Annotated in this window: 20 protein-coding genes; 9 read left to right on the top strand and 11 right to left on the bottom strand. The window is 49.1% G+C overall.

What is annotated here, in order from left to right:
- Positions 1–17: 17 nt before the first annotated feature.
- Together lipA and B157_RS0106940 are read right to left on the bottom strand one after the other, a co-directional pair.
- A complete protein-coding gene (gene lipA / locus B157_RS0106935; RefSeq protein ID WP_425423187.1) occupies positions 18–956 on the bottom strand; it encodes a lipoyl synthase in 939 nt (312 codons plus the stop codon).
- 146 nt (positions 957–1102) lie between these two features.
- The gene (locus B157_RS0106940; protein ID WP_020602637.1) at positions 1103–1888 is read right to left on the bottom strand and encodes a hypothetical protein; all 786 of its coding nucleotides are present in this window, start codon (positions 1886–1888) and stop codon (positions 1103–1105) included.
- Between the two features lie 185 nt (positions 1889–2073).
- Here B157_RS0106940 and B157_RS0106945 point away from each other — a divergent pair, with 185 nt between their 5' ends.
- Positions 2074–2517: an OsmC family protein gene (locus B157_RS0106945; protein WP_020602638.1), complete on the top strand. Its 444-nt coding sequence runs from the start codon at positions 2074–2076 to the stop codon at positions 2515–2517.
- A 28-nt stretch (positions 2518–2545) separates the two neighbouring features.
- Here the strand turns inward: B157_RS0106945 and B157_RS0106950 are convergent, their stop codons facing one another.
- Positions 2546–3262, bottom strand: coding sequence for a hypothetical protein (locus tag B157_RS0106950; protein ID WP_020602639.1), 717 nt, complete (start codon positions 3260–3262; stop codon positions 2546–2548).
- A 569-nt stretch (positions 3263–3831) separates the two neighbouring features.
- Here B157_RS0106950 and B157_RS0106955 point away from each other — a divergent pair.
- The 6 genes from B157_RS0106955 (at position 3832) to B157_RS0106980 (ending at position 12761) form a co-directional block, all read left to right on the top strand.
- Complete coding sequence (locus B157_RS0106955; protein WP_020602640.1) at positions 3832–4620, top strand: FecR family protein; 789 nt, start codon at positions 3832–3834, stop codon at positions 4618–4620.
- Positions 4621–4759: 139 nt separating this feature from the next.
- On the top strand, positions 4760–7750 hold the full coding sequence (locus tag B157_RS0106960; RefSeq protein ID WP_020602641.1) for a SusC/RagA family TonB-linked outer membrane protein: 2991 nt from the start codon (positions 4760–4762) through the stop codon (positions 7748–7750).
- A gap of 48 nt (positions 7751–7798) precedes the next feature.
- A complete protein-coding gene (locus B157_RS0106965) occupies positions 7799–9472 on the top strand; it encodes a RagB/SusD family nutrient uptake outer membrane protein (RefSeq protein ID WP_020602642.1) in 1674 nt (557 codons plus the stop codon).
- Positions 9473–9666: 194 nt separating this feature from the next.
- Positions 9667–10593 carry a sugar phosphate isomerase/epimerase family protein gene (locus tag B157_RS0106970; protein WP_020602643.1) on the top strand — a complete coding sequence of 309 codons (927 nt, stop codon included), beginning with the start codon at positions 9667–9669 and terminating at the stop codon, positions 10591–10593.
- 18 nt (positions 10594–10611) lie between these two features.
- A complete protein-coding gene (locus B157_RS0106975; protein ID WP_020602644.1) occupies positions 10612–11355 on the top strand; it encodes a 3-keto-disaccharide hydrolase in 744 nt (247 codons plus the stop codon).
- Positions 11356–11420: 65 nt separating this feature from the next.
- Complete coding sequence (locus B157_RS0106980; RefSeq protein ID WP_020602645.1) at positions 11421–12761, top strand: Gfo/Idh/MocA family protein; 1341 nt, start codon at positions 11421–11423, stop codon at positions 12759–12761.
- A gap of 64 nt (positions 12762–12825) precedes the next feature.
- On the opposite strand, the gene B157_RS0106985 is transcribed toward B157_RS0106980, so the two are convergent.
- Positions 12826–14118, bottom strand: a complete 1293-nt coding sequence (locus B157_RS0106985; protein ID WP_020602646.1) for a DUF2851 family protein — start codon at positions 14116–14118, stop codon at positions 12826–12828.
- A 116-nt stretch (positions 14119–14234) separates the two neighbouring features.
- A complete protein-coding gene (gene pyrF, locus B157_RS0106990) occupies positions 14235–15068 on the bottom strand; it encodes an orotidine-5'-phosphate decarboxylase (protein WP_020602647.1) in 834 nt (277 codons plus the stop codon).
- A 98-nt stretch (positions 15069–15166) separates the two neighbouring features.
- Here pyrF and rfbC point away from each other — a divergent pair, with 98 nt between their 5' ends.
- Entirely contained in the window at positions 15167–15712 is a 546-nt protein-coding gene (gene rfbC, locus B157_RS0106995; RefSeq protein WP_020602648.1) for a dTDP-4-dehydrorhamnose 3,5-epimerase, read from the top strand.
- 39 nt (positions 15713–15751) lie between these two features.
- Here rfbC and B157_RS0107000 read toward each other — a convergent pair whose 3' ends face one another.
- The gene (locus B157_RS0107000) at positions 15752–16444 is read right to left on the bottom strand and encodes a type 1 glutamine amidotransferase domain-containing protein (protein ID WP_020602649.1); all 693 of its coding nucleotides are present in this window, start codon (positions 16442–16444) and stop codon (positions 15752–15754) included.
- A gap of 285 nt (positions 16445–16729) precedes the next feature.
- On the opposite strand from B157_RS0107000, the gene B157_RS0107005 reads away from it, so the two are divergent.
- Positions 16730–17122, top strand: a complete 393-nt coding sequence (locus B157_RS0107005; RefSeq protein ID WP_020602650.1) for a hypothetical protein — start codon at positions 16730–16732, stop codon at positions 17120–17122.
- Positions 17123–17237: 115 nt separating this feature from the next.
- On the opposite strand, the gene B157_RS0107010 is transcribed toward B157_RS0107005, so the two are convergent.
- The 5 genes from B157_RS0107010 to B157_RS0107030 all read right to left on the bottom strand — a co-directional run bounded on the left by B157_RS0107010 (position 17238) and on the right by B157_RS0107030 (position 23378).
- Positions 17238–18770, bottom strand: a complete 1533-nt coding sequence (locus tag B157_RS0107010) for a hypothetical protein (RefSeq protein WP_020602651.1) — start codon at positions 18768–18770, stop codon at positions 17238–17240.
- A 96-nt stretch (positions 18771–18866) separates the two neighbouring features.
- Positions 18867–19892, bottom strand: a complete 1026-nt coding sequence (locus B157_RS0107015) for a DUF6807 domain-containing protein (RefSeq protein WP_020602652.1) — start codon at positions 19890–19892, stop codon at positions 18867–18869.
- A gap of 139 nt (positions 19893–20031) precedes the next feature.
- Positions 20032–20646, bottom strand: coding sequence for an LEA type 2 family protein (locus B157_RS0107020; protein ID WP_020602654.1), 615 nt, complete (start codon positions 20644–20646; stop codon positions 20032–20034).
- 78 nt (positions 20647–20724) lie between these two features.
- Positions 20725–22458, bottom strand: a complete 1734-nt coding sequence (locus B157_RS0107025) for a GH39 family glycosyl hydrolase (protein WP_020602655.1) — start codon at positions 22456–22458, stop codon at positions 20725–20727.
- Positions 22459–22520: 62 nt separating this feature from the next.
- Positions 22521–23378, bottom strand: a complete 858-nt coding sequence (locus tag B157_RS0107030; protein ID WP_041951950.1) for a glycoside hydrolase family 16 protein — start codon at positions 23376–23378, stop codon at positions 22521–22523.
- Positions 23379–23392 lie beyond the last annotated feature (14 nt).

The following is a 23392-nucleotide window of genomic DNA, read 5'->3' on the forward strand; positions in this document are numbered from 1 at the left end:
AGTGTCTGTAACGAGTGTCATACGTTCACGTGCTTCTCGGCGTGGTAGCTCGACCTGACCAGGGGTCCTGATTCCACGTACTTTAACCCGCGCTTCAGACCTTCTTCTTTATACGTAGCAAATGTTTCGGGGTGAATCCATTCGATGACTTCGTGGTGCATCTTGGTCGGTTGCAGGTACTGACCCAGGGTAAGAATATCGAGTCCGTTACTGACCAAATCGTCCATCGCCTTAAACACTTCCTCCGGCGTTTCGCCCAGACCAAGCATGATCCCCGATTTTGTTCGTTGACCGTAAGCCTTAGTTCGGCGAATCTGCTCCAGGCTCCGTTCGTAGCGGGCTTGTGGGCGTACACGACGATACAGCCGCTCTACAGTCTCCATATTGTGCGAAACAACCTCCTGCCCAGCCGAAATCATTCGTTCGAGGGCTTCCCAGTTTCCCTTTGTATCAGGAATAAGGGTTTCGATGGTGGTATTGGGCGATGCTTCTTTGATAAGCCGGACGGTTTGGTACCAGATTTCGGCTCCCCGGTCTTTTAGTTCATCCCGGTTCACAGAGGTAATAACCGCGTGTTTAACCTTCATCAGGACAATGGCTTCAGCCACGCGACGGGGCTCGTCGGTATCATATTCGTTTGGCCGACCGGTGGCCACCGCACAGAACGTGCAGCTACGGGTACAAACATTGCCCAGAATCATGAATGTAGCGGTACCAGCGCCCCAGCATTCGCCCATATTTGGGCAGTTACCGCTCTCGCAAATTGTATGTAACTTGTGCTCATCAACCAATTTGCGGACTTTGGCGTATTCTGGTCCAATGGGCAATTTCACACGTAACCAGTCAGGACGTTTTCTTCGTACAGGACCCGCATCGATGGAGGTGCCGCTTTCCGAGGTGCGGCTATCCGACTGGCTCATTTGTCCCTGAGAGGGTATTATGGGTAATTCAATCATAGCTCCTCAATCCTTTTCAGCAAAATTCGTTTTTCGCCCGTAAAGTTCAGGAAACGGTCAAAGAGTTAGCCAGTCAATGAGTTGGTCAGACAACCAGTTGGGCTAAAACTTACGTCAGCTATCAGCCAACTAACTGGCTGACTGTTTTATTTTTTGCTTCCGAAAAATAAGGTGATGTAAGCGGAGGTGAAGAAACTTCGGTTTCCGTCTGAACGGTTACCATTGGGGCTGTTATTGGGAATAATAACAATTTTATTCGGAAATGCTTCGGCCAGAAACCCCACTTCTACCCCAGTCGTGTTGGCTCTGAAAGCACTGAGTTCAAAACTTAATGCCGCTTTTACGTTTAACCCAACGGTTAGTTTGGACTCACCCAAGCCCTGGAAGAACCCACCCGCCCCGGTAATTACCTCGCCTGTGGGAGTAGTAGACCCATTCAACTGTGAAACTGGCACATTCCGGGATGTATTACCAGAGGTTACTTCTACATAGTAGGGCTTAATGATACCCAGCGAAGGCCCGGCAGCCAAAATTCCACTAACGGCAATACCTTCATCACTATTACGCTGGAATAACCGTACCTCCCGACCGTATTGCGGGCGGAGGACAAACAAATAATTTTCCTTGCCGTCAATGTAGCGTGACCCGATATTATTCAGGGATGATTGAATTTCTTTGGGGTGCTTTACATTCACCAGTTCAACGCTGAGGTAACTATACTGAGGCATTCCCAAAAGCGTACCCGGTAGCAGTTTAGCTTTTCGAAAAGAAAAGCCGCCAACAATACCCGAATTCGTATTCGTAAGCAGGCCGAATGTGGTCACCGTTGGGTAGTTATCATCCTCGACATCATTGTTTTGTGCATTGGAAATTTGCCCTGACAATAACAGGTAACCAATCGTAAATCCAAGTAATCTGTATAGTGTTCGCATTGCCGTAAAATCCTGAATTAAAGCTACTCAATTTTACTATTATTCACAAAATCCACTCTCACAATTAGTGTAACTACTCCATTATTCATATGTTTGAACCCAATTAATCAAGTCAGTCAGTTGGCCAGATAAGCAGTTAGCCTAACACCTGCGTCAGCTGGCAACTGACCAACTCACTTTGTTCTATGGCAACGATTCACATCGATTACCTGGGTGGGCTGCGTACCGATTGTGTACACCTACAATCCGGCACCCATATAAACACGGATGCCCCGACAGATAATCAGGGCTTAGGCGAAGCCTTTTCGCCTACTGATCTGGTAGCCAATGCGCTTGGTACCTGCATCATAACAACCATGGCTATTTTTGCCCGGCGGGAAAACATCGATTTGAACGGTAGCCAGTTGGACGTAACGAAAGTAATGACCAGTCAGCCACCCCGACGCATTGCCCGTATTGACATAGACCTGGTTCTACGTGCCAGTCACAGTGGTACACCTTTTATTCCTGAACAAGCTACCCGAACCCGGCTGGAAACGATTGCTCACACCTGCCCTGTTGCCATTAGTCTCCACCCCGATATCGAGCAGAAAGTGAGTCTTCGCTGGGAAGAAGATGTAATAGCCTGACTACTCTCTTTACCAAAATAGCAGCGCATCAGGGAGTAGCGGCCAACTTCTTTTTTCGTTTTTGATGCCATTGCTTAACATCTGCCACCAGGTTTTCGAGGAAAAAGGATGGTCCAACCGATATATATAAGCCTGTGTAGTTAATCTGACTATCGGGAATATCCTTTTTAAGAATAAACCGATAGCCTGTCAGCACATTTACGCCAAACCAGTGTATTGGTCGAAACCAGCGAATGGGTGGAAACTGATAACTGGCGGAGAGCCCTATCCCCAATGGAAGAAATATTCCTCGTGCCACTTCGTACTTGTTGGCCTGGTCATCACTGCGTTCGTAGCGCGAATGGCCATAGCCAAACTCAATTGGCATACTTATTTCGAAGGCATTCCGGCGCAACAGGTAGCGTTCATAGTAAACCGTAGCAATGCGTAGATGGCGCGTAACTGATTCTGATGTGCCCGGTAGTAGACCTGGTATATCGAGACGCTGGTTAACAAAATAAAACCCTGCGCCCGCTTTAAAACTGGACACCCGACCACTTCCGAGCGCCGGGCGTTTACGCTGGGCGGGAAACAGAAAACCAGCGCGCAAACCATAAACACTCACGGGAACCCGTCGATTATCTTCAGTACGGGTATCATTAAAGAAGAAAAACCGCTGGTCTGTCGAAGCCGAAAACGTTAGTGAATTGGGGTTACTACTGTGGGTGGTTTCGACCGTCGGAGCAGTAGGTGTTTCAACATCCATGGCAGACTGAGCAGAAGCACATGTACTAAAACTCAGATAAAGACAACTCATACAGAGTCCGCCTAAAATCCACTTGAATTGCATGAGTTGGCTATCATTTATACTCCTATTAACAATGGATGGGCTAAATGGTTGGACAGGGCCACTTCATGGCCGGTTACTTACTACCAAACGTCCATCCGCATCCAGTTCTTCATATAGAAAGGCTACCTTAGATAAATGCAATCTTTAAGCGTAGTATTGTGCACCTTACAACCCACCAACTAATTTCCAGCAGGTGTTCACTTGCCTACTTTACACAATTAATTCTTGTAGTTTTCCTATCCGGTAACGTTACCGGGAACGCTTGCATGAAAAAAACCAGATAAAATATTGGTTATATCTAATTTTATGCTCAACATTATAATTGAATTTCGATAGAATCCAGTAACATGGCCAAAGAATATATCAAAGAATTATCCATAATTAAACGCTTCTCACCAACGGTAGTTCTCGAGGAAGGATAAACTTTATAGTGAGTAGAAACCCTTAGAATAGTGGCTTTAGTCGGCACGAACTAGTCATACACCGTGTCAAATAAGCCATACTCTGCCTATAGCGTTGAGGAGCTTGCCCTCGATGACCTTTTTGTTCGTTGGGTACAATATCCCGACGACGACGAGGTGGAGGCTTATTGGCAAAATTGGTTAGACCAAAACCCAGAATGTGTTGAAACGGCTGAAACGGCTCGCAGGTTGATTAATGAAGGGGGCCGACCTATATCACTAGCCTTATCGACAGATGAAGCTTCGTCACTTTGGGGCCGAATTCGGGAATCGTTACAAACGCTGGAAGATTTACGCCCTTTACAAGCCGATGTAAGAGCGGTTATTGGATGGTGGTATTTTATCCGGACGGTAGCGGCTTTACTGGGAGTAATACTATTGGTTGGCTGGGCACTCTGGATGCAGTACGGTCCTGATCAAAACGTCTGGACGATTAGTACACCGGCCAATCAAACAAGAGAAATCCGGTTGCCAGACAATTCACTCATGACCCTGCATCCGAATAGTACGGTTCGGTACGCACGCCGATGGGCCGATGAAACACCCAGGGCCGTATGGCTAAAAGGAGAAGCTGATTTTTCGATTACACACCGAAATGATACCTCTTCCTCCCGATTATTTCGGGTTCATCTGCCCGATTTTACCATAGAAGCTGTAGGAACGGCCTTTCGGGTGCGGCAGAATCCAACGGGCACACGGGTGGCACTGGCTTCCGGACAATTGAATTTACTATTTAAGCAACAGAAACCTATTCAACTTAAACCTGGCGATTCGATTGAAGTAGCCAGTGGTTTAGCTAAATATTTACCTTAACAATTAATTCTTACTTATACCTACAATGCAAACAACAATTACTCATTTTTCACGGCGGTCGTGGCTCCCAATGCTTGGTCTGACAGCGCTCACGCTAGTCGGTCAGCCAGCATTCAGCGCGCCACCTACTGGCCGACCAATGACTGAAAACCCGAATCAGGAGCGCTCCGTAACGGGTAAAGTCCTGTCAGCCGATGACAACACGCCCTTACCGGGTGTGAACGTAGCCGTTAAAGGTACCACGCGGGGTACTACTACCGATGCCAATGGCGATTACACTATTAGTGTCCCTAACGGACAGGCAGTTCTGGTATTTTCATCGGTAGGATCTATAACCCAGGAAATTACGGTAGGTAACAAGTCTACTGTCAACGTCAAAGTTGAAACCGACACCCGCGCGCTGAACGAAGTCGTGGTAGTGGGCTATGGTACGCAGAAGAAAAGCCAGTTGACGGGTGCCATTTCGTCCATAACGCCCAAACAGATTACCGAACAGCCCATTACGAACGTTGGCCAGGCAATGCAGGGCCGGGTAGCGGGGGTGGACGTGGCGCAGTCAGGCAGTAAGCCCGGTTCGGTGCCAACCATCCGCATCCGGGGTCGCCGGTCGTTCAACGCGGGTAATGACCCACTGTATGTAGTAGACGGTATTCCACTGGCAGGTGGCTACGAGGACGTTAACCCGAACGACGTTGGCTCAATGGAGGTATTGAAAGATGCAACAGCCACCGCTATTTACGGCGCACGGGGTGCCAACGGGGTTATTCTGATTACCACCAAACGCGGGAATGCGAATGGCAAAACGACAATTAGCTACGATGCCTACGCCGGGTTTACCAATGCCTTAGATAAGGTCCACCTATTCAATGGCACCGAGTTTGCCGAATATGTCCGGGAAGCCTACCGGGCTGTTGGCAAATACAACGATACCAATGGCAATCCGGTACCCACTGGTGTAGCCGACACCTATGCCGATTCGAAAGTCGCCGTTTTAGGTGGTGACCCAAACGTGGCTGCTGGCATTGCGGCCGGACGAAACAGCGACTATCAGTCGCTAATACTCAAGCAGGGTTTCCAGACTAACCATTCGCTTGGTATTCAGGGCGGCACCGATAAAACGCAGTTCTATCTATCGGCGGGCTTTTTTCAGGATAAAGGTATCCAGCCCACACAGGATTTCACTCGGTATACACTACGCGCCAACGTCGACCATCAGCTTAACAAGTTCATCAAGGTTGGGCTTTCAGCCTACATGATGTACAGTGTGCGTAATGGTAACAGCCTGAATCCGTATCAGTTGACACTTCAGCAAAACCCGCTCGGCAGGCCCTACGACGATAACGGCAACCTGATTTTTTCACCAACCAATGACGCACTGCTGACCAATCCACTCGCCGAAATCGTGCCGGGGGCGCAAATTGATGAACAAAAACACTACCGCATTTTTAACAGCATCTACGCACAGGTAAAAATAATGGACGGCCTGAATTACCGGGTCAATTTCGGTCCTGATTTCACCATCGACCGGTCGGGGCGTTTTGTTGGTTCACAAACCAATTCCCGCAAAGGGGGCGATCCGCAGGCATCCGTCAGCAACGGATTTAACTTCAACTACACACTGGAAAACGTCCTGACGTACGACAAAACGTTTGGCGATCACACCATCGGTATTACGGCACTGCAATCCATTCAGCGCAATAATTTCGACGGTAGTGGTATCAATGTGCAGGGCGTTCCGGCTGAGACACAACAGTTTCAGAATGTAGGAAATGCCAGTCTGGTACTCGGCGTAAACAGCGGGCTGGTGCAGTGGACCATTAACTCGTTCATGGGACGGGTCAACTACGGCTACAAAGACAAGTATTTAGTGACAGCTACCCTGCGTCGGGACGGCTCAAGCCGGTTTGGTGAAAATACCAAATACGGTAACTTCCCCGGCCTTGCAGTTGCCTGGAACATTGCCAACGAAAACTTCATGAAAAGCATTAGCTGGGTCGACCTGCTGAAAATCCGGGCCAGCCGGGGGTCGGTAGGTAACCAGGCGGTATCTCCCTATCAGACGCAGGGTCTGCTTGGCCGCACGGTCTATGCTTTTGGCACTACGCCCGCCTATGGCTACCGGCCTGCAACCATTGGTAACCCGGATTTGCGCTGGGAAACCTCAACTACTACTAACGTCGGTATTGACTTTAGTCTGTGGCGTGGTCGACTGACGGGGGCCGTTGAACTGTATCAGACCAAAACCACCGACCTGCTGCTGTCTGACCTGCTACCCACCTCGACCGGTTTCAATGACGTAACCCGCAACATTGGTCAAACCCAGAATCAGGGTCTTGAGGTGAGTCTGTCTTCGGTTAACGTCAATACACGGGGCGGCTTTAAATGGTCTACCGATGTGACGTTCACGAAGAACAACGAAAAGATTGTTTCGCTCTTCAACGGTCCGATTGATGATGTGGGTAATAAGCGGTTCATTGGCTACCCCCTGACCGAGTTTTACGACTATAAGAAGGCCGGTATCTGGCAAACTAGTGAAGCCGACGCGGCCAAGTCGTACCAAAGTGTGGTGGGGCAGATTAAAGTTCAGGATACCAATGGTGATGGCAAAATCACGGCCGACGACCGGGTATTCTTAGGTTCCGACATTCCGACCTGGAGTGGTGGTATTACCAACCGTTTCAGCTACAAAGGCTTCGACTTATCCGTCTTCGTTTACGCCCGTATTGGTCAGACTATTCTGAGCGGTTTTCACCGGGATGTTAACCAGTTGGCCGGTCGGTACCAGCAAATCAAGGTGGATTACTGGACACCCAATAACCCAACAAATGAGTTTCCACGCCCAAACGCCAATCAGGAGTTTCCAGTCTATAACTCAGCCATCGTCTACTTCGATGGTTCGTTCGTAAAAATCCGGAACATCAACTTTGGTTACACCTTCCCCGAAGTAATAGCTAACAAACTCCGGCTGCAATCGTTGCGGCTGTTCAGCAGCATTCAGCAGCCATTCATTTTCTCGTCATACCGGTCGAAGTACAACGGTGTCGATCCTGAAACCGCCAACGGTACGATTGACAACGGCGTTACCCCCGCTACCCGCGTAGTTACCTTCGGTTTAAACGTAAAATTCTAAGCATGGGCCTTCGCGTCAGTGCTGACAACTTTTTAGATTTCAAAAAATATGAAACCAATATTGTCATTAAAATCATTTCGTATTCTGGCTCTGACTGCGCTCCTGCTGAGTGGACAGGCGTGCAAGAATGTGCTGGACGAAACCGTAATCTCGGCCATTGGCAATGATTACATCAATACGCCAAAGGGCTTTGAGGATGCCAGTAAGGCCGCTTATTCGACGCTTCGGGCATTCTACGGTACCCAGGAGGGGCTGACCATGAGCGAGTACGGTACGGACATTTACCGGGCCGGGGCCGACGGGAGTTACAAAGGGTTCCACTTTTACGACACGCAATTGAACAGTTTCGTAGATATACTTTTCAACATGTGGTCGGAGCTGTACCGGGGTATCAATACCTGTAATGCTGTAATCGAACGCGCGCCAGCAGCAACCGTATCCGACGCAGTGAAAAAATCAAGGGTGGCCGAGATGAAGTTTCTACGGGCGCATTATTACTTCATTCTGGTACAGCAGTGGGGGGCCGTCGATTTGCGGCTAACCGAAACGCTGGGGCCAACAAAAGTAACGAGCCGGGCTTCGGAAGCCAATATCTACAAGGCGATTACGGCCGATCTCGAAGCGGCCATTCCTGATTTGGACCCCAAAATTCGGGCCAACGATTACGGCCGGGCTACCAAAGCCGCTGCCGAACACCTGCTGGCGCGGGTGTATCTGACCAAAGCTACCTCGTCGGCCAAAGCTGCTGACGATTATGCCAAAGCCGCGCAGTACGCCCAGAATGTTATTAAAAACTACGGTTTCAAACTGCTGCCCGATTTTGCCAGTGTCTTTCAGCAGGGTGGTGGCGAAATCAACGATGAGGTTGTCTTTGCCGTGCAATACACGGCCGATCCACTGACAAACGGGGGTGGCAACTCGTTGCACCTGTACTTTGTAATGCAGTACGACGTGCAGGCGGGCATGGTGCGGGACATCGCCAACGGTCGTCCATTCAAGCGACAGCGCCCAACTGATTTTTTGCTGGAAACCTGCTTCAAGGACCGTGTGAATGATTCGCGTTATAAGAAATCGTTCCAGGATACATGGCTGTCCAATAACCCGGGTACGTTCAATACCGCCTTTGACAACTCAAAAGCGAAAGTGACGTTTAAAGCCGGTGATACAGCCATCTTCATTCCGGGCTACGAAATGCCGCTGGCCGAACGGGCCAAGCGACCCTACCAGGTACTGGTGCCAAGTGCGTACTCAGCAGCCTTATTTCCGACGCTCAAAAAATTCCTTGACCCAAACCGCCCGGACAAAACCTACGAAGCCGGTAGCCGCGATTACTTAGCATTCCGCCTGGCTGAGACCTATCTAATGCTGGCCGAAGCACAATTTAAACTGGGCAAGACCCAAGAAGCAGTTGATGCTGTCAACGTGGTACGTCAGCGTGCAGCATGGCCGGGCAAAACAGCCGAAATGACCATTACGGCTGCCGATATGAATATGGAAATGATTTATCAGGAGCGAGCCCGCGAACTGGCTGGTGAGCAAACGCGGTGGATGGACCTGAAAAGATGGGGTAATCTAGTTGAACGAGATAAACTATACAATCCTGATGCGGCCCCGAACGTAAAAGAAATTCACAATCTACGTCCAATTCCGCAGGCCCAGATCGACCGAAGCCAGCCAGCTACAGACGGTAGCCCCGGTTTCCCGCAGAATCCTGGCTATTAGATAATAAAAGAGTGAACGAGTAAAAAACCTATCCCATGGGTTTCAACTCGTTCACTCTTTTGCTCTTTACAGTAGTAGAACAAAGGCACATTGCACTTATTCTGAGTAGTCTCGTTTAGAAAACAGTTCATTTTAACAAACATCGGTAACTATACAAATGGGTTACTACTACTTAATTACTCTCTCAGTACATCATGAACGAATCTGTTAACAGGCGCCAATTTCTGACCACAGCTGGGTTATCCACCCTTGCTCTTGCCATTGCGGCTGATACCGTGTTTGCCCGGTCAGTCATAGCCCCAGGATTAAAAATAGCCTATTCTTCCATTACGTGGGGGGGTAACGATGCTCAGGCTATTGCCGATCTGGCAGCGCTGGGGTATCATGGTATTCAGATTCGGGCCAACACCTTCGGGCCTTATCGGACTAAACCAGCCGAATTGAAAGCCCTGCTCGATCAGCATCATCTGACGCTGGCTATGTTTTCGAGCGGTAATGTCGAGATTGACCCCGCCAAAGAGCAAAGTACGATTGATACACACGTGGCCCACGCCAGCTTTGTGAAAGCACTGGGTGGTTCGGCTATTCAGTTGACTAACTCGGCCCGGCCTAAAGACCGGCTCCCGACTACGGAGGAGTTAAAGCGGCTGGCAGCCGTAATGAACGAAATTGGGAAGCAAACCGCCGATCTGGGCGTTCAGGCTACCTACCACAACCACATGCACCAACTCGGCGAAACCCCCGAAGAAGTGGACGTGATTGTGCAGGCGATGAACCCAAAATTTGTGAAACTGGAACTCGATATTGCCCACTACAAACAGGGCGGAGGTCAGCCCGAAAAAGCGGTGAAGCAATACAAAGACATCATTTATGCGCTTCACCTGAAAGACACGATGTCGCCCCTGCCCGATAATACAGACAATGCCAAAGCGTATAAATTCGTGGAACTGGGTCGGGGTAATGTAGACGTTCCAGCCGTATTCAAAGCACTGAACGATATCAAGTTTAAAGGCTGGGGAATCGTTGAACTGGACGGAGTTCCCGAAAAAAATAAAACACCAAAGGAATGCGCTGAAATCAATAAGGAGTATATCACCAAAACACTGAATCATCCTCTGTGAGTTTTGCGAATAACAGCTATGAAAAAACTACTTGTTTTCGGTCTTCTGTTGTCGGGGCTACTGGCTGCGAAAGAACCCCAAACACCCAATACGTTGACAGCCAAAGAGAAAAAAGAGGGTTGGAAACTGCTCTTCGACGGTAAGACTACTAATGGTTGGCGGGGCGCTTATAAAGATAAATTCCCGGAAAAAGGTTGGGACGTAGCCGATGGGATGTTAACCATTCAACAGTCAGACGGCTCAGAGTCGCACAGTTTTGGCGACATCGTTACAGAGGCTGAATACAGTGATTTCGATCTGATGTTCGATTTCAAACTGACCGAAGGGGCTAACAGTGGCGTTAAATATTTTGTGGCAGAAGAAAGCCCTAAACCAAAAGGATCGGCTTTCGGGCTGGAGTTCCAGGTGCTGGACGATGACAAACACCCTGATGCAAAATTAGGCCGGGATGGCGACCGTACCGTTGGTTCACTCTATGACCTGATTCCGGCCAGTGGCAAGAGAGCAAATCCGATTGGCGACTGGAATACGGGGCGCGTTGTTTCCAAGGGGCACCACGTTGAACATTGGCTAAACGGAAAAAAAGTACTTGAGTATGAACGCGGCAGTGAGAAATTCAGGGAACTGGTTGCCATGAGCAAGTACAAAGCACCCGATTACAATAAAAAAGGACGCTTTGGCGAGGCTCCAAAAGGGCACATCCTGCTTCAGGACCACGGTAACCGGGTTTATTTCCGAAACGTCAAAATCAAAACATTGTAGAGGCAACATTAACGGAATTTTGCCTCTCTGCCTATACTAACATTTTTCTACCAAGTTTGAATCATATGGAAAATCGTCGTGAGTTTATAAAAAAATCGGCAGTGGCCGGTTTGGGGCTGGCCCTGCCAACGGTGGGTATCTCGGCCAGTAGTTATAACCGGATTATCGGTTCGAATGACCGCGTTCGGGTGGGTATTATCGGCTTCTCGGACAGGTTCCGGCAGTCGCTGGCACCGGCCTTCTCCGAACATGCCAAAGCCCAGAATTTCGCTTTCGTGGGTGTTTCAGATATTTGGAGCCGCCGTCGCGATGAAGCGGACCAGTACCTGAAAGGAAAAGGGCTCAACGATAGCTCTTTTTTCAAAGCCCGCAACAACGACGAACTCCTGGACCGGAAAGATGTCGATGCCGTCATCATCTCGACCGCCGACTTTCAGCACGCCCTACATTGCGTAGCTGCCGTTGAATCGGGCCGGGATGCTTACTGCGAAAAGCCCTTCGCCGAAGCCCTGGACGATGCCCGAAAAGCCGTTAAAGCCGTAGAAAGTTCAAAGAAAATTGTACAGGTTGGTTCGCAACGCCGGTCTGCCCCCAATTATCACCAGGCCAATGATTTTATCAAATCCGGCAAATTCGGCGATATTACGATGGTCGAAATGACCTGGAATGTGAACCAGCCCGGCCGGTGGCGTCGGCCCAAGCTGGTCTCTGAGATCCGCAAGGAAGATACTGATTGGGATCGGTACCAGCTCAACCGCCCCAAAACGGCCTGGGATCCCCGCAAGTACCTCGAATTCCGGTTATTTTATCCGTACTCATCGGGTATTCCCGGCCAGTGGATGTCGCACCAGATTGATACCGTACACTGGTTCAGCGGACTGGATCATCCCCGGTCAGTAGTGGCCAATGGGGGTATTTATAGCTGGAAAGATGGCCGCGTGAACCCCGATACCTTCACGGCTGTATTTGACTACGGCCCGGACAATGATAAAACCAAAGGTTTCCAGGTGCTCTACTCCTCCCGTATGAACAACGAAGCCGGTGGGGTGAAGGAATATTACTATTCGAACGGGGGCATGATTAACCTCGACACGAACAAAATTTCGCCAGAAGGTGGACTCGAAGCCAAATACGCCAAAGACATGAACATGCAGGCCAACCTGTTGCCAACCATGTCACTCGGCGAAGCGGCCAAAATGGAAACATCGGCCAATACCGGCGGTGATCCAATGACCTCCTTACACATGCTTAATTGGATGGAGTGCGTACGCAGCCGTAAAGAGCCCAATGCCCCTGCCCGCGTTGGCTTTAATCACTCCGTAGCGAACATCATGGCCACTACGGCCCTGCATACCGGTAAGCGCGTTACATGGGATGCCACAAAGCAGGATATGGTGATTAGCTAAGTGAATGATGGGTTATAACTAATGAATGATGCCTCTTCTGAGCACATTCATTAGTTATAACCCATCATTTTTTCAGTAACTCCGCGCCTATCTGGCAACTCAGGCATTTTTTGACGGCGCAAAATTCGTTGTGAAGTTCAATGGCAGCCTGCGAATCGAAAGCCGTTCGGATACCCAGCCCCAGGGTGTTCCATTTATCTATCAGGTGATTTTTTTCGGCTGGTAACTGCTCCAGCAAGCTAACAGCCCGGTCAATATAAGCCGGTTCTCCCCGGTGATGGGCGTAGGCCGCCAGTAACGGTACCACGGTATTCACCACAATATTCTCAGCCGATGTCTGGCCCAGTGCCGGTGCTGCTTTATCCGTCGTTTTTCCAAACCGATAATGTGATTGCCAGTAAGCTGACGGCTGTACCTGCAAAACGGCTAGAAGTGTTTCGGTATCTGTTGTACCGGCAAAAAGTGAGAATAAACTACCCTGATTAGTCAATAAACGGGCCAGTTGAGCCAAACGGAGTGTTGGGAAATTAGCAGGTCGTAACCGTCCCCATTTCCAGGCATGGGCTTCTAACTGCCGGTCAGCAAGGGAATATTTGACGGCCAGAAACCGATACTCACGCTGTATCATGGCTATGTACTCATCGGATTCATCCAGGGCCAGCAAGCCAGCGGTACCAAACAACAGGGCCTCTACCTGATGCAGGGCATCCCGGTGTTTCATGATAGCTTTCAGCGGTACCGCCCTGCTGAGCTGTTCCATAGGATCCGCATTGACCTTAAACCCCATGTTTATGGCCAGCATTCGGTAGGCTGTTTCTTCCCAGTCGCCATTTGTTTGCTCAAATACGCGCCGAACAGCCATTGCTTTTCGTTCGAGTCGTTGTAGCATAGCCTTATCCAGCATGGATGTGAGACGCAGGGGTGACACAGACCTGAATTGCCCGGCACATGGGATAATATCCACCGAATCATTCAGTGCATGATACCGATCCAGCAATGCCACGTCGGTAAGGGGGCTCAGTTCGAGCGTTGGCAGCGGTGTTCCATTGGTACGATCTACCCGACGGCCATTGGTGGCCCGATCATCCTGCCATACAACATGCAGAATCACATTATCGTAAGCCCGGTCATGCTGGTGACGGTGGGAGAGCCAATCCGACGTGCGGCCGTGCATTTCTACCGTACCTACCCATTCTACCTCATTGATCAGCAAACGGGCATGGGTGAAATCAGGTCCGGCATCATAGTTTCTGAAACCCGTATGCAACACCTGTATCGCGTCGCCATCCGTAGTGGCAAGGCTGGTCTTATTGAAGTACTGGTACTGCCAGATGAAATACAGGAACGATTCGGGCACGGAGCAGCTAATGTGTCATTAAAAATAAATAATGTACAATTATCTGCAATAACCATCATAAAGCCAACTAATTAGCTTATTGCTTTAGATTATCCATTCGGGGTCGCCCATGCGGTTTATTTTTTGTTCTCCATCATTTCTAACTGTTCCGCCATTTCTGCCTGTAAACGCCGGGCTTCTGCGCGAGCCTGTCCTGCAAAATCAGGCCCGCTGGATGCGTACAGAATACTTCTGGAAGCATTTACCAGCAATCCTCCGTCGGGGGTGAGTCCGTAACGGGATACATCGGCCAGCGATCCTCCCTGGGCTCCTATGCCCGGCACAAGCAGGAAATTTCTGGGGGCTATTTCCCGAATTCGCTTCAGTTCCTTTGCCTGCGTAGCGCCTACCACAAACATAAGTTTTTCAGGATCGGCCCAGGTTTGAGCCTGTCCGATAACCAGCTCGAAAAGTTCCCGGTCGTCTACCGATTGCCGCTGAAAATCTGCACTACCTGGGTTTGAGGTCAGTGCCAGTAAGATAACCCACTTACCCGCGTAGTTCAGAAAAGGCAGTACAGAATCATGGCCCATATATGGAGCTACCGTCACAGCATCGAAGGTCAGACCCGCAGCCGTGGGGTCGAAGAACGTACGGGCGTACAAATCCGATGTATTACCGATATCACCCCGTTTTGCATCGGCAATGGTGAAGATAGCTTTGGGGATGTACTCCACTGTTTTCTGAAGGCTTTCCCAACCACGAGGCCCCTGCGCTTCGTAGAAGGCAATGTTGGGTTTATAGGCCACAGCCACATCGGCAGTAGCGTCGATTATGGCTTTGTTGAAAGCGAAAACGGGATCGGATTCCGTAAGCAGATGAGAAGGGATTTTACGGATGTCAGTATCCAGACCGACACAGAGGTAAGACTGCTTTTGAAAAATCTGATGGGTCAGTTCCTGGTAAGTCATGCGAAATCGTGTAATCAAAAACCTAAAATGATTAGGCCAAAAGTACGACTTACGGTATTGGTTTCATAAATTTGCCTAAAGACACGTAACTAACTTCTATGCAATTCCGGCAAACAGCCATTGAGGGCCTAATTGAATTGATTCCACGCGTATTTGAGGATGAACGAGGCCATTTTTTCGAATCGTATAACAAACCGCTGTTCGTATCCTTAGGCTTGCCGATGGATTTCGTACAGGACAACCAGTCTTTTTCGGTTAAAGGTGTTTTGCGGGGGTTACACATGCAGAACGAACCGTTTGCTCAGGGAAAACTGGTGCGGGTTATCAGCGGTCAGGTTCTGGATATTGCCGTTGATCTTCGGCCTGACTCACCCACCTTCGGTCAGTACGAAACCTTTTTGCTGGATGCCAAGCTGGCTAACATGGCGTATATTCCGGAAGGTTTTGCGCACGGATTTGTGGCACTGGAAGACAGTGTGTTCAGCTACAAATGCACGAATGTATATAACAAAGCGGCCGAATCGGGCATTATATGGAATGACCGCGACCTGAATATCGACTGGGGCGTTAAAGACCCCATTGTTTCGGAGAAAGATCAGGAGTTGAAGACCTTACGGGAGGTAATGACTCAGTCAGTCGTTTAAGGCATCCAGGACGATTTTAGCCTGCTATTCTGGCTTACTTCACTTCTCGTACATCTCTTCCAATACTTTACGACCTACTTTCCGGGCTGACAATGGATTCTGCCCGGTTACCAACCGTTCGTCAACTTCGATGTAGGGTAGAAACGGAATAAGACTCTTACTATACAGTGCATTTTTCTGCCGTAAGGCATCCTCAAGCAGAAAAGGCACCTCCCCATCCAGCCGAACAAGTTTTTCTTCCGTATTGGAGAAACCCGTTATCTGACGATTTTTTACCAATAAACTCCCGTCAGACAGCGTAATGTTGAGCAGGGCACTTACACCGTGACCAACGGCGGCTACCATACCCCCATTTTCGTACATGTACTGCGTGATTCGCTGGATCGACTGATTGTTGGGAAAGTCCCACATGGTACCGTGCCCACCGGTAAAATAGATGATTTGGTAATCAGCGGGGTCGATATCATCCAGTTTCAGCGAGTTCTCCAGTTTTGATCGGAATATCGGGTTATTGTACCATTTTTCGTCTGTTGTATCGCGCCTGTCAACGCTTTTCTCGTCGATGGATATAGGTCCCCCTTTTTGACTGGCAATGTCGTAAGGTAAATTCCGGTCAGCTAATTCATCGTAGAAATGAGTAGCTTCACTCAGCCATAAACCTGTTTTATGGGTCTTGGTCGGATAGTCCGTATGGTTTGTACAAACGATCAGGGCACGGTAGATAGGGTCCATAAAAAAAGCAGTTTGAGGGAAACAACTCACATTCAGGGCGAATATAAAGAGTTTAGTGTAAACCTCCCTACCCCATCAGTAGATAGGGCAGGTTCGTAAACTGAGGGTAACCATCTACTACGCAAACATTCGTTATCCAGTCGTTAAACAATCCACTGACCCTCCCATTTAATAATTTACAAAACCCACTTTTTGCCGATAAATATTTGCCAAATCAGCAGATATTCCAATTAACTATTCTACATTTCGTTATATTTGTTAGTATACCGTACTGTACTAATCAACATGAAAAGAATTTCTTATGAATTACTGCAGGCCGAACATGCCTGGATGATCGTATCCGATCAGCTTCAGCACCGTAATAATGTGTTGGCTAAAGGTATTTCACACATGGAACGTAATCCGAAAGGGTTACCAATGGCCAGTAGGCTGATTATACTGCGATATCATCTTAAAATGAGTTTGCGCCAGCTTACGCAGGAGGTTCGTAAGCAACCGACATCGCACGGTGTCGATCCCCTGGCCGTTCAGTGGCAACACATCCATCAACTCCTTTTCCTGCTTCGGCAGATTGATAGTGAACTTGGCCGGGCCACTACAGAAAATGAGGTATTACGTGCGTGGATGCAATCACTGAACGGACGTGTTTATCGTTCGGCCTTAGTCCATCTTAATTAGCGAAACGCTCCCCTGTTGCTCAGCCCTTCGACCTGGTAAGCAACATTTTTTTACCAAAGAAAAGGCGGTCAGCATGAGGAAAACATGCTGACCGCCTTTTCTTTGGTACTAGTGACTACCGCCCAGGACGACTAAACTGAAGTTTCTGCACAGTAAATACAGAACAGCCTGGGTCGCAGGGAATCACAACCACGGGAGGCTGGGGAGTAGGCGTAGAGCTATCTGGGTTGGTAGAAATCCAGGCAAATTCGGCCCATACGTCATTCCCATTTGTAGTAGCCGTCGTTTCGAATTGAATCTGCCCAATGTTGTTGTCGAGCCACTTCGGCTGATTACTCAGGTCAATGGCGTACGTATGGAACTGCCCATCATTGATAATGGGGAACTCAATAAATTTATCACCATAGGTAGTTGTTTCATAGCTTAGCCGCCATTTCATACGAAACTTATCGCTGAGCGTTTTGAAAGCAGCCCGCAGATAAATCTTCTGATTATCGCGCCCCTTCCAGAAAACGAATGGTGAGTTGATTCGCGACCGTGACGCATCGGACAAGTTAACGTGTAATTTACCCGAAATTGGGAATCCGGTATCTGTCGCCGATTCATAGAACCATCCATGGCGCGAGTTATCGAACACGTAATTAGGTCCGGAGGCCAACCGGGGTTTGTTGTAGACGTAAGAGCGAATCGTATTCAGGTTTCCCATAATCAATTCATAATCCCACTCATAAACCAGGTTGTGATCAAGAACGACGTTGTTTGTAGCAGCAATATAAGAGGCTACCGTACTGAATTCATCCCCGCTCAGGTCAGCTCCGAAGTAACCTCTTTTCCAGGAGAGGTTATTCGGCACATACAGTCCCATTCCATATCCATTGCTGTTTGTCGATGCCATCCAGGGTTCGGTAGGAAATACGTCACCGAATAAGGCCGTTGCGGGAGGCTGTATGCGGGAAAGGGTTAATTCGCCATTGGTATAGGGGGAACCCTGGCTATAATACCACATGTTATGGTAATCACCAGTCAGGTAAGCACAGGGAAACTCCTGTTGACGGGCGTCATACTGAGTTTTGTCACTCCGGAACATAACCACTTTGGCGTGTACCTTCACCACATTCCCCTCCAGTCGGACCCAGTGTTCAATGGTGGCTTCACCGGGCTCATTCGGCACGCCCCACTGGTTAGGAATTGTTTTGACGTAAAGTGAGTTATCACCCCGTTCAAATGCAATAACCCGCGAAGGATAACCAAAGGCATCGCCGGCCTGAATAGGATCCCATCCCAGGTTAGTCCAGCCGGTAGCATCTGAATAATTGGTGGGGCCACTATACAGCGCTATCTGAACCTGACGACCTAAGTCAGGGTTGCTAATCATGTTTCGGGTATTCACATTACCACCCTGATCATTGACAAAAGCCAGGTACGTTATGGCTCCACCAGCATTTGTGTTGATGCCCACCCGAATCTGAGAATTTTCAATTGTTTGCAGACCATCGGCTGCCAGCCGTAACGACTTCGCGGCTGGTGCAGCTATTGGAAAAGTGGACTTGATGCGAGGCTGCGCGTGGAGTGGAGGAACCGTTAGCGTAGCAGCAGTAGCAAGCAGATAAATCCAACTTAGAAAATGCCTGGAAGAAGTACGGGCCATAGTAACCTGCTCAATTTGATGTACTGTTTATGCCGACTTGCAAATAAGATGCCAAAGAACTCATCTGTTGATATTTGCCGACAGGGAGGTTTTTTATCACTTCGTCAATTGACTCAGGGCTGAATCGGACAGATCACCCGACTGAATCACCAGTCGGTGCCGAAACGTAACGGCCTTGCCCGCTGGTAAAGTATAATTCATGGCAGGGTCTTTGCCGTTACTCATGATGGATGGTGCCAGCGGATTGGCAGCAAACAGGCCATAGCCACGAGCGTGCCAATAGGTTGGATAGCCTACATTCTGTGGATTATCGATCAGCGCAACCGAAAGGGTTTCGTTGTTGACCTTACCGGTCAATTTCATCCATTTGGCCCGGGTTCCCCAAACAGCATCGCCTTCCACTCCCTCACTACTGTGGTATAAACCCGTCACGCCTTCATTGTTTAACATCGGCACTTTCGTGGCAATACCCTGGGCATCCGTAAAAACTTCGGGTTTAGTAGAAGGCTGTTCCAGTTGGCGGGCCATGCGCAAGGCAATCATTCCTTCCTTATTATCTTTAAACTCAACATCCTTACCCATAGCTTTCAGCACGGTGATCCGCTCAATCGTACGGTTGTCGTTACTGGCCATAAAATTGTAGGTTGTCGTTTCCTGAAGCATGGGTTTCCCATCTTTGTCGAGCCAGTCGGACGTAACGATCAGTTCTCCTTTGCCCTTACCACTTTTCATTGACTTCACACCCGTATGAACAATAGTACCGAAAGGCCCTTTGAAACCAGGGCTGATATCATTCGAATTATTCCAGAAATCATGACCATTCACGTCGCCATAATTGAACCACATACCTACATGATGCGGGTGATCGGTACGCTCGTTCGGGCGGGGATCGAGTGGCCAGCCCCGGGTAATAAAGTTACCACCAGCCGACATAATCGGGTATAAAACCGGCTTTTTCAGCACTGCCGGGCCGGGATATATATAGGCAGTAAATGGTTTGCCATCTACCGTAACAGTAACCTGTTTTTTCGCTTCGTTATGCGTAATCTGAATTGTATTGGATTGAGCACTGGCCAATACAATCAGGCTGAATAATAGCAGGGTAGTAAAGTAATAACGCATTAGAAAGTAATAGATTAAGGATGGAAAACTTATTGCTTAATCGGAAGCAAGCTAAAAAAGTCGCCCCGGAAAAAAAAGCCGGGGCGGGTCAAAAAATACCGAGTATAACGTAAAAGGGATAGAGATGGTCAGAATACCCTTAATTACCCGTTATAGTTTTGTTGGTTATTTCCTGCTCGATAGTAATATACCCCGGATAGTTGACGGCCTTATCGCCTAGTGCCAGGGTTGGCTTCAGTTTAACGGTCAGTTTAGACGGTTGGGTACCAGGCGATCCACCCAGGTTTTGTACCAGTTGGACAAACGCATCGCGGGTAGCTCCATCGGTTATCAACTGATAGGCATTCGTACTTAACCGAATAGGTATGGTGGTCGTACTTCCGGGTTGCACCTCAATACGCTCATTCAAAAACCCGGTGAACATCTCCTGACCGGCCAGCAGAATTTTGTACTCCATCTGATTGATACCAGCCAGTTTGGCCGTTGGGTTTCTAATGCCGAGGTTAATGCGGGCACTCAGTGGTACATTTCGTAAAAGCAGGCCGGTGGCCAGTTTAGGATAACGCAACAAATCGTCCAGTTTACTGAACTGAAACTGCCGCACATCTGTCCCCGCCAGTAATACGCTATCGGCCGAAACAATATTGTATTTACAGTCTCCCAGGGTTTTGGCCTGCGAAATCTGCTGGTTTACGCTACACTGGCTGAAAAACAGGGGCAGCACGAGCAACACTAAAATGAGGGATTTTTTCATCATTGATTTTTTTAGATAAACGTTCGACAGGGAGAAAATGATTTGGTTTAATTGCCGACAGCCTTCCTCCCGACGTATTTACTCCCACGAAAGTTTCAACAACGATACGCCCTGACGCGGCAACTCCATATTGAGCATTACGGTACCATCTTTTACCGTTACCCATTCAGGCGAGGTGAGGAGCTTTAGTTGTCCGGCTTTTTCCAGTTCGGTTATCTGCTCCGACGTTGGTGTTCTGGGCGAACCCATCTTTTTCCAGACTTCGTACGAATTGCTGAACTGCTTATCAATACGGTAATGCTGAATTAGGACTCGTTGAACTGGCACGCCCGCAATCCGAACGGAAACGGGGGCATCGGGAGCAGGCAGGTTATCATCATGGTAATGCCAGACCATAACGGCTGCTGTTTTCGCATCTTTGGTCGCCAGCGCATTGATGTCGGCTTCGGCCCGCACACTCTGGTCCCGGATGCGGGCGTAATCGTATGCCAGACCGCCCTTCACCCCTACCCGATTGCCGGTCATCATACCAAACATTCGAAACACGTTCAGCACCGGCTTGTCTACGCCATTGGTAGCTAAATCACGAAACCCGCGAAACCAGGCCTGGTCTTCAAATTCAAACGCCCAGGTAACGGCACCCGCCAGATTAACCCCACGCGCCTGCGCCAAATCATATTTACGGGCAAACGAAGCCGCCGTATAGCTGGAATACATGGTACCATTCCGGTAGGCGTTTTGTGGACTCATATCTTCCGAACAGGCCGCGCACCCCTCCGGGTCTGACTCCCCAATGATGATTGGCAGGTTTTTTAGTGTCGGGTACGACGCCACTAGCTCGAAGCCCTTGTCAATATCGCGCAGTTGTGTACCCATATTCATCTGTACGTGACCTTCACCGGACGCGGCCCGCACCAACTTCGGTGCTCCTTTGGCGTGAAAGGTGATGAAATCAATGGGCGAACCCGTTTTGCCCGTCACGTAGTTTTTACCATTGACAACGTGGTCCATAAAGGCCCTGAAAAATGTCTGAGAGCCTTCGCTGCCGGGACCGGTTACTTCGGGTCCACCCATTTTAGCGGTCGGTAATGCCCGTTTTACGGCATCGGCGGTGTAGTCGTACAGTTTAATGTATTCTTCGGTTGTACCTTTCCAATAGCTGATGTTTGGCTCATTCCATAACTCCCAATACCAGCTTTCTACTTCTTTCCGGCCGTACCGGGCAACGGAGTGCTTTACCCATTGAAAAACCAGTTCGCTCCACTTTGTGTAGTCTTTTGGCGGATAGGCCCAGCCCAGATAAATATCATTGTAGTTATCGCCGGGTTTCCAGTGATGGCGGTACGGCTGGGGATTTGTGGAGAGTGCTTCGGGCATAAACCCGATCTGAGCAATGGGTTTCATGCCCCGTTCGATGTACGTATCGAAAATTTTATCGACAACTGTCCAGTCATACACGGGGTTTCCCTGTTTGTCTTCGGTATACGCATTGGTCGAACCCCATTTCAGCGCGGCTGTACCATCGCCGGTTACGAGCAGGCTGTGCGCCCTTACATTGACGGGCACCCGGCTCAACTGCGAAATTTCGGTGAGTAGTTTTTTACCGTCCTTCATGTACGTGTAGTTCGGCTCATCATACCCAAACCACGCCCAGATGGGCTTGAGTGGTCCCTGGTCCTGCTTTAAATCTACCTCAATCGTAAGTGGTTTTGGCGGGTCGGTCTGCGCCAGCATAGTACCGGGAACGACTAAACTGATTATCCAGCCACTAAATAGCAGGGCCTTTAACCCCGGTGTTGATTTTTGCTGCATCGTAAAAGTTGATTGTCAGACAGGTAAGGGTATCCGAACGGCTTTTTAACCACAGCAGGTAGTTACTTTTTTTGGTAAACCCGCACGTAGTCGACTTCAAACAGCCGGGGAAACGTTGTTTTTGAGGGATCTCCCCCATTATCACCACCGATCGCCAGATTCAACAGCATGTATTGGGGCTGCCGGAACGGATTGACGCCGGTTCCATCTTTATTGACCGTTTCGGATAACGAAACGCTGTTCAGCAAGGCATCATCGACGTACAATCGAATGGCCGTTTCATCCCAGTCCATCCGCCATACATGAAATTTCTTCGACCAGTTGGGATCGATGAACGAGTCCATTGGCTTTCTGGTGCTCCGCCATTCGGCGGTGTATCGTTTGGTCGTTCCCCAGGCTACATTGGCCAGAAGCATGTTCCGGTAATACTCCATAATGTCGATTTCGCCGTTAGACGGCCACTCCCCTTTGGTACCCAGCGTCCAGAAAGCGGGCCACATGCCGGGGCTGGTATCAATACGCCCCCGCATCTCAAACCGACCATATTGCCAGCTATGGAGCCCGTTAGTGTGTAAACTGGAAGCGGTATAGTCAATGGCCGGACGATTCGTTTTCCAGTTAGAACTGGTTGGCTGGTAGTTTGGATTGGGCTTATGCTCGCGACGGCCTTCAATAATGAGAAAACCACCTTTGCACCTCGCATTGTCTGGCTGGTACCATTGAAGCTCATTATTCCGGACAAAACCCGTTTCAAACGTCCAGTTTTTTGGATCTGGCAATCCATCCGTTTCAAACTCGTCAGCCCATACCAGTTCCCAGTCATCACCGGCGTTTTTCTGAACCAGTGAGCCAGCCGATTGCCCAAATCCACAATGACTGGCCAGCATCAGAAGGGGTAGGATAAACCAGATTTTATGCATGAGAAATAAAAGAA

Source organism: Spirosoma spitsbergense DSM 19989 (assembly GCF_000374085.1).
GTDB classification, from domain to species: domain Bacteria; phylum Bacteroidota; class Bacteroidia; order Cytophagales; family Spirosomataceae; genus Spirosoma; species Spirosoma spitsbergense.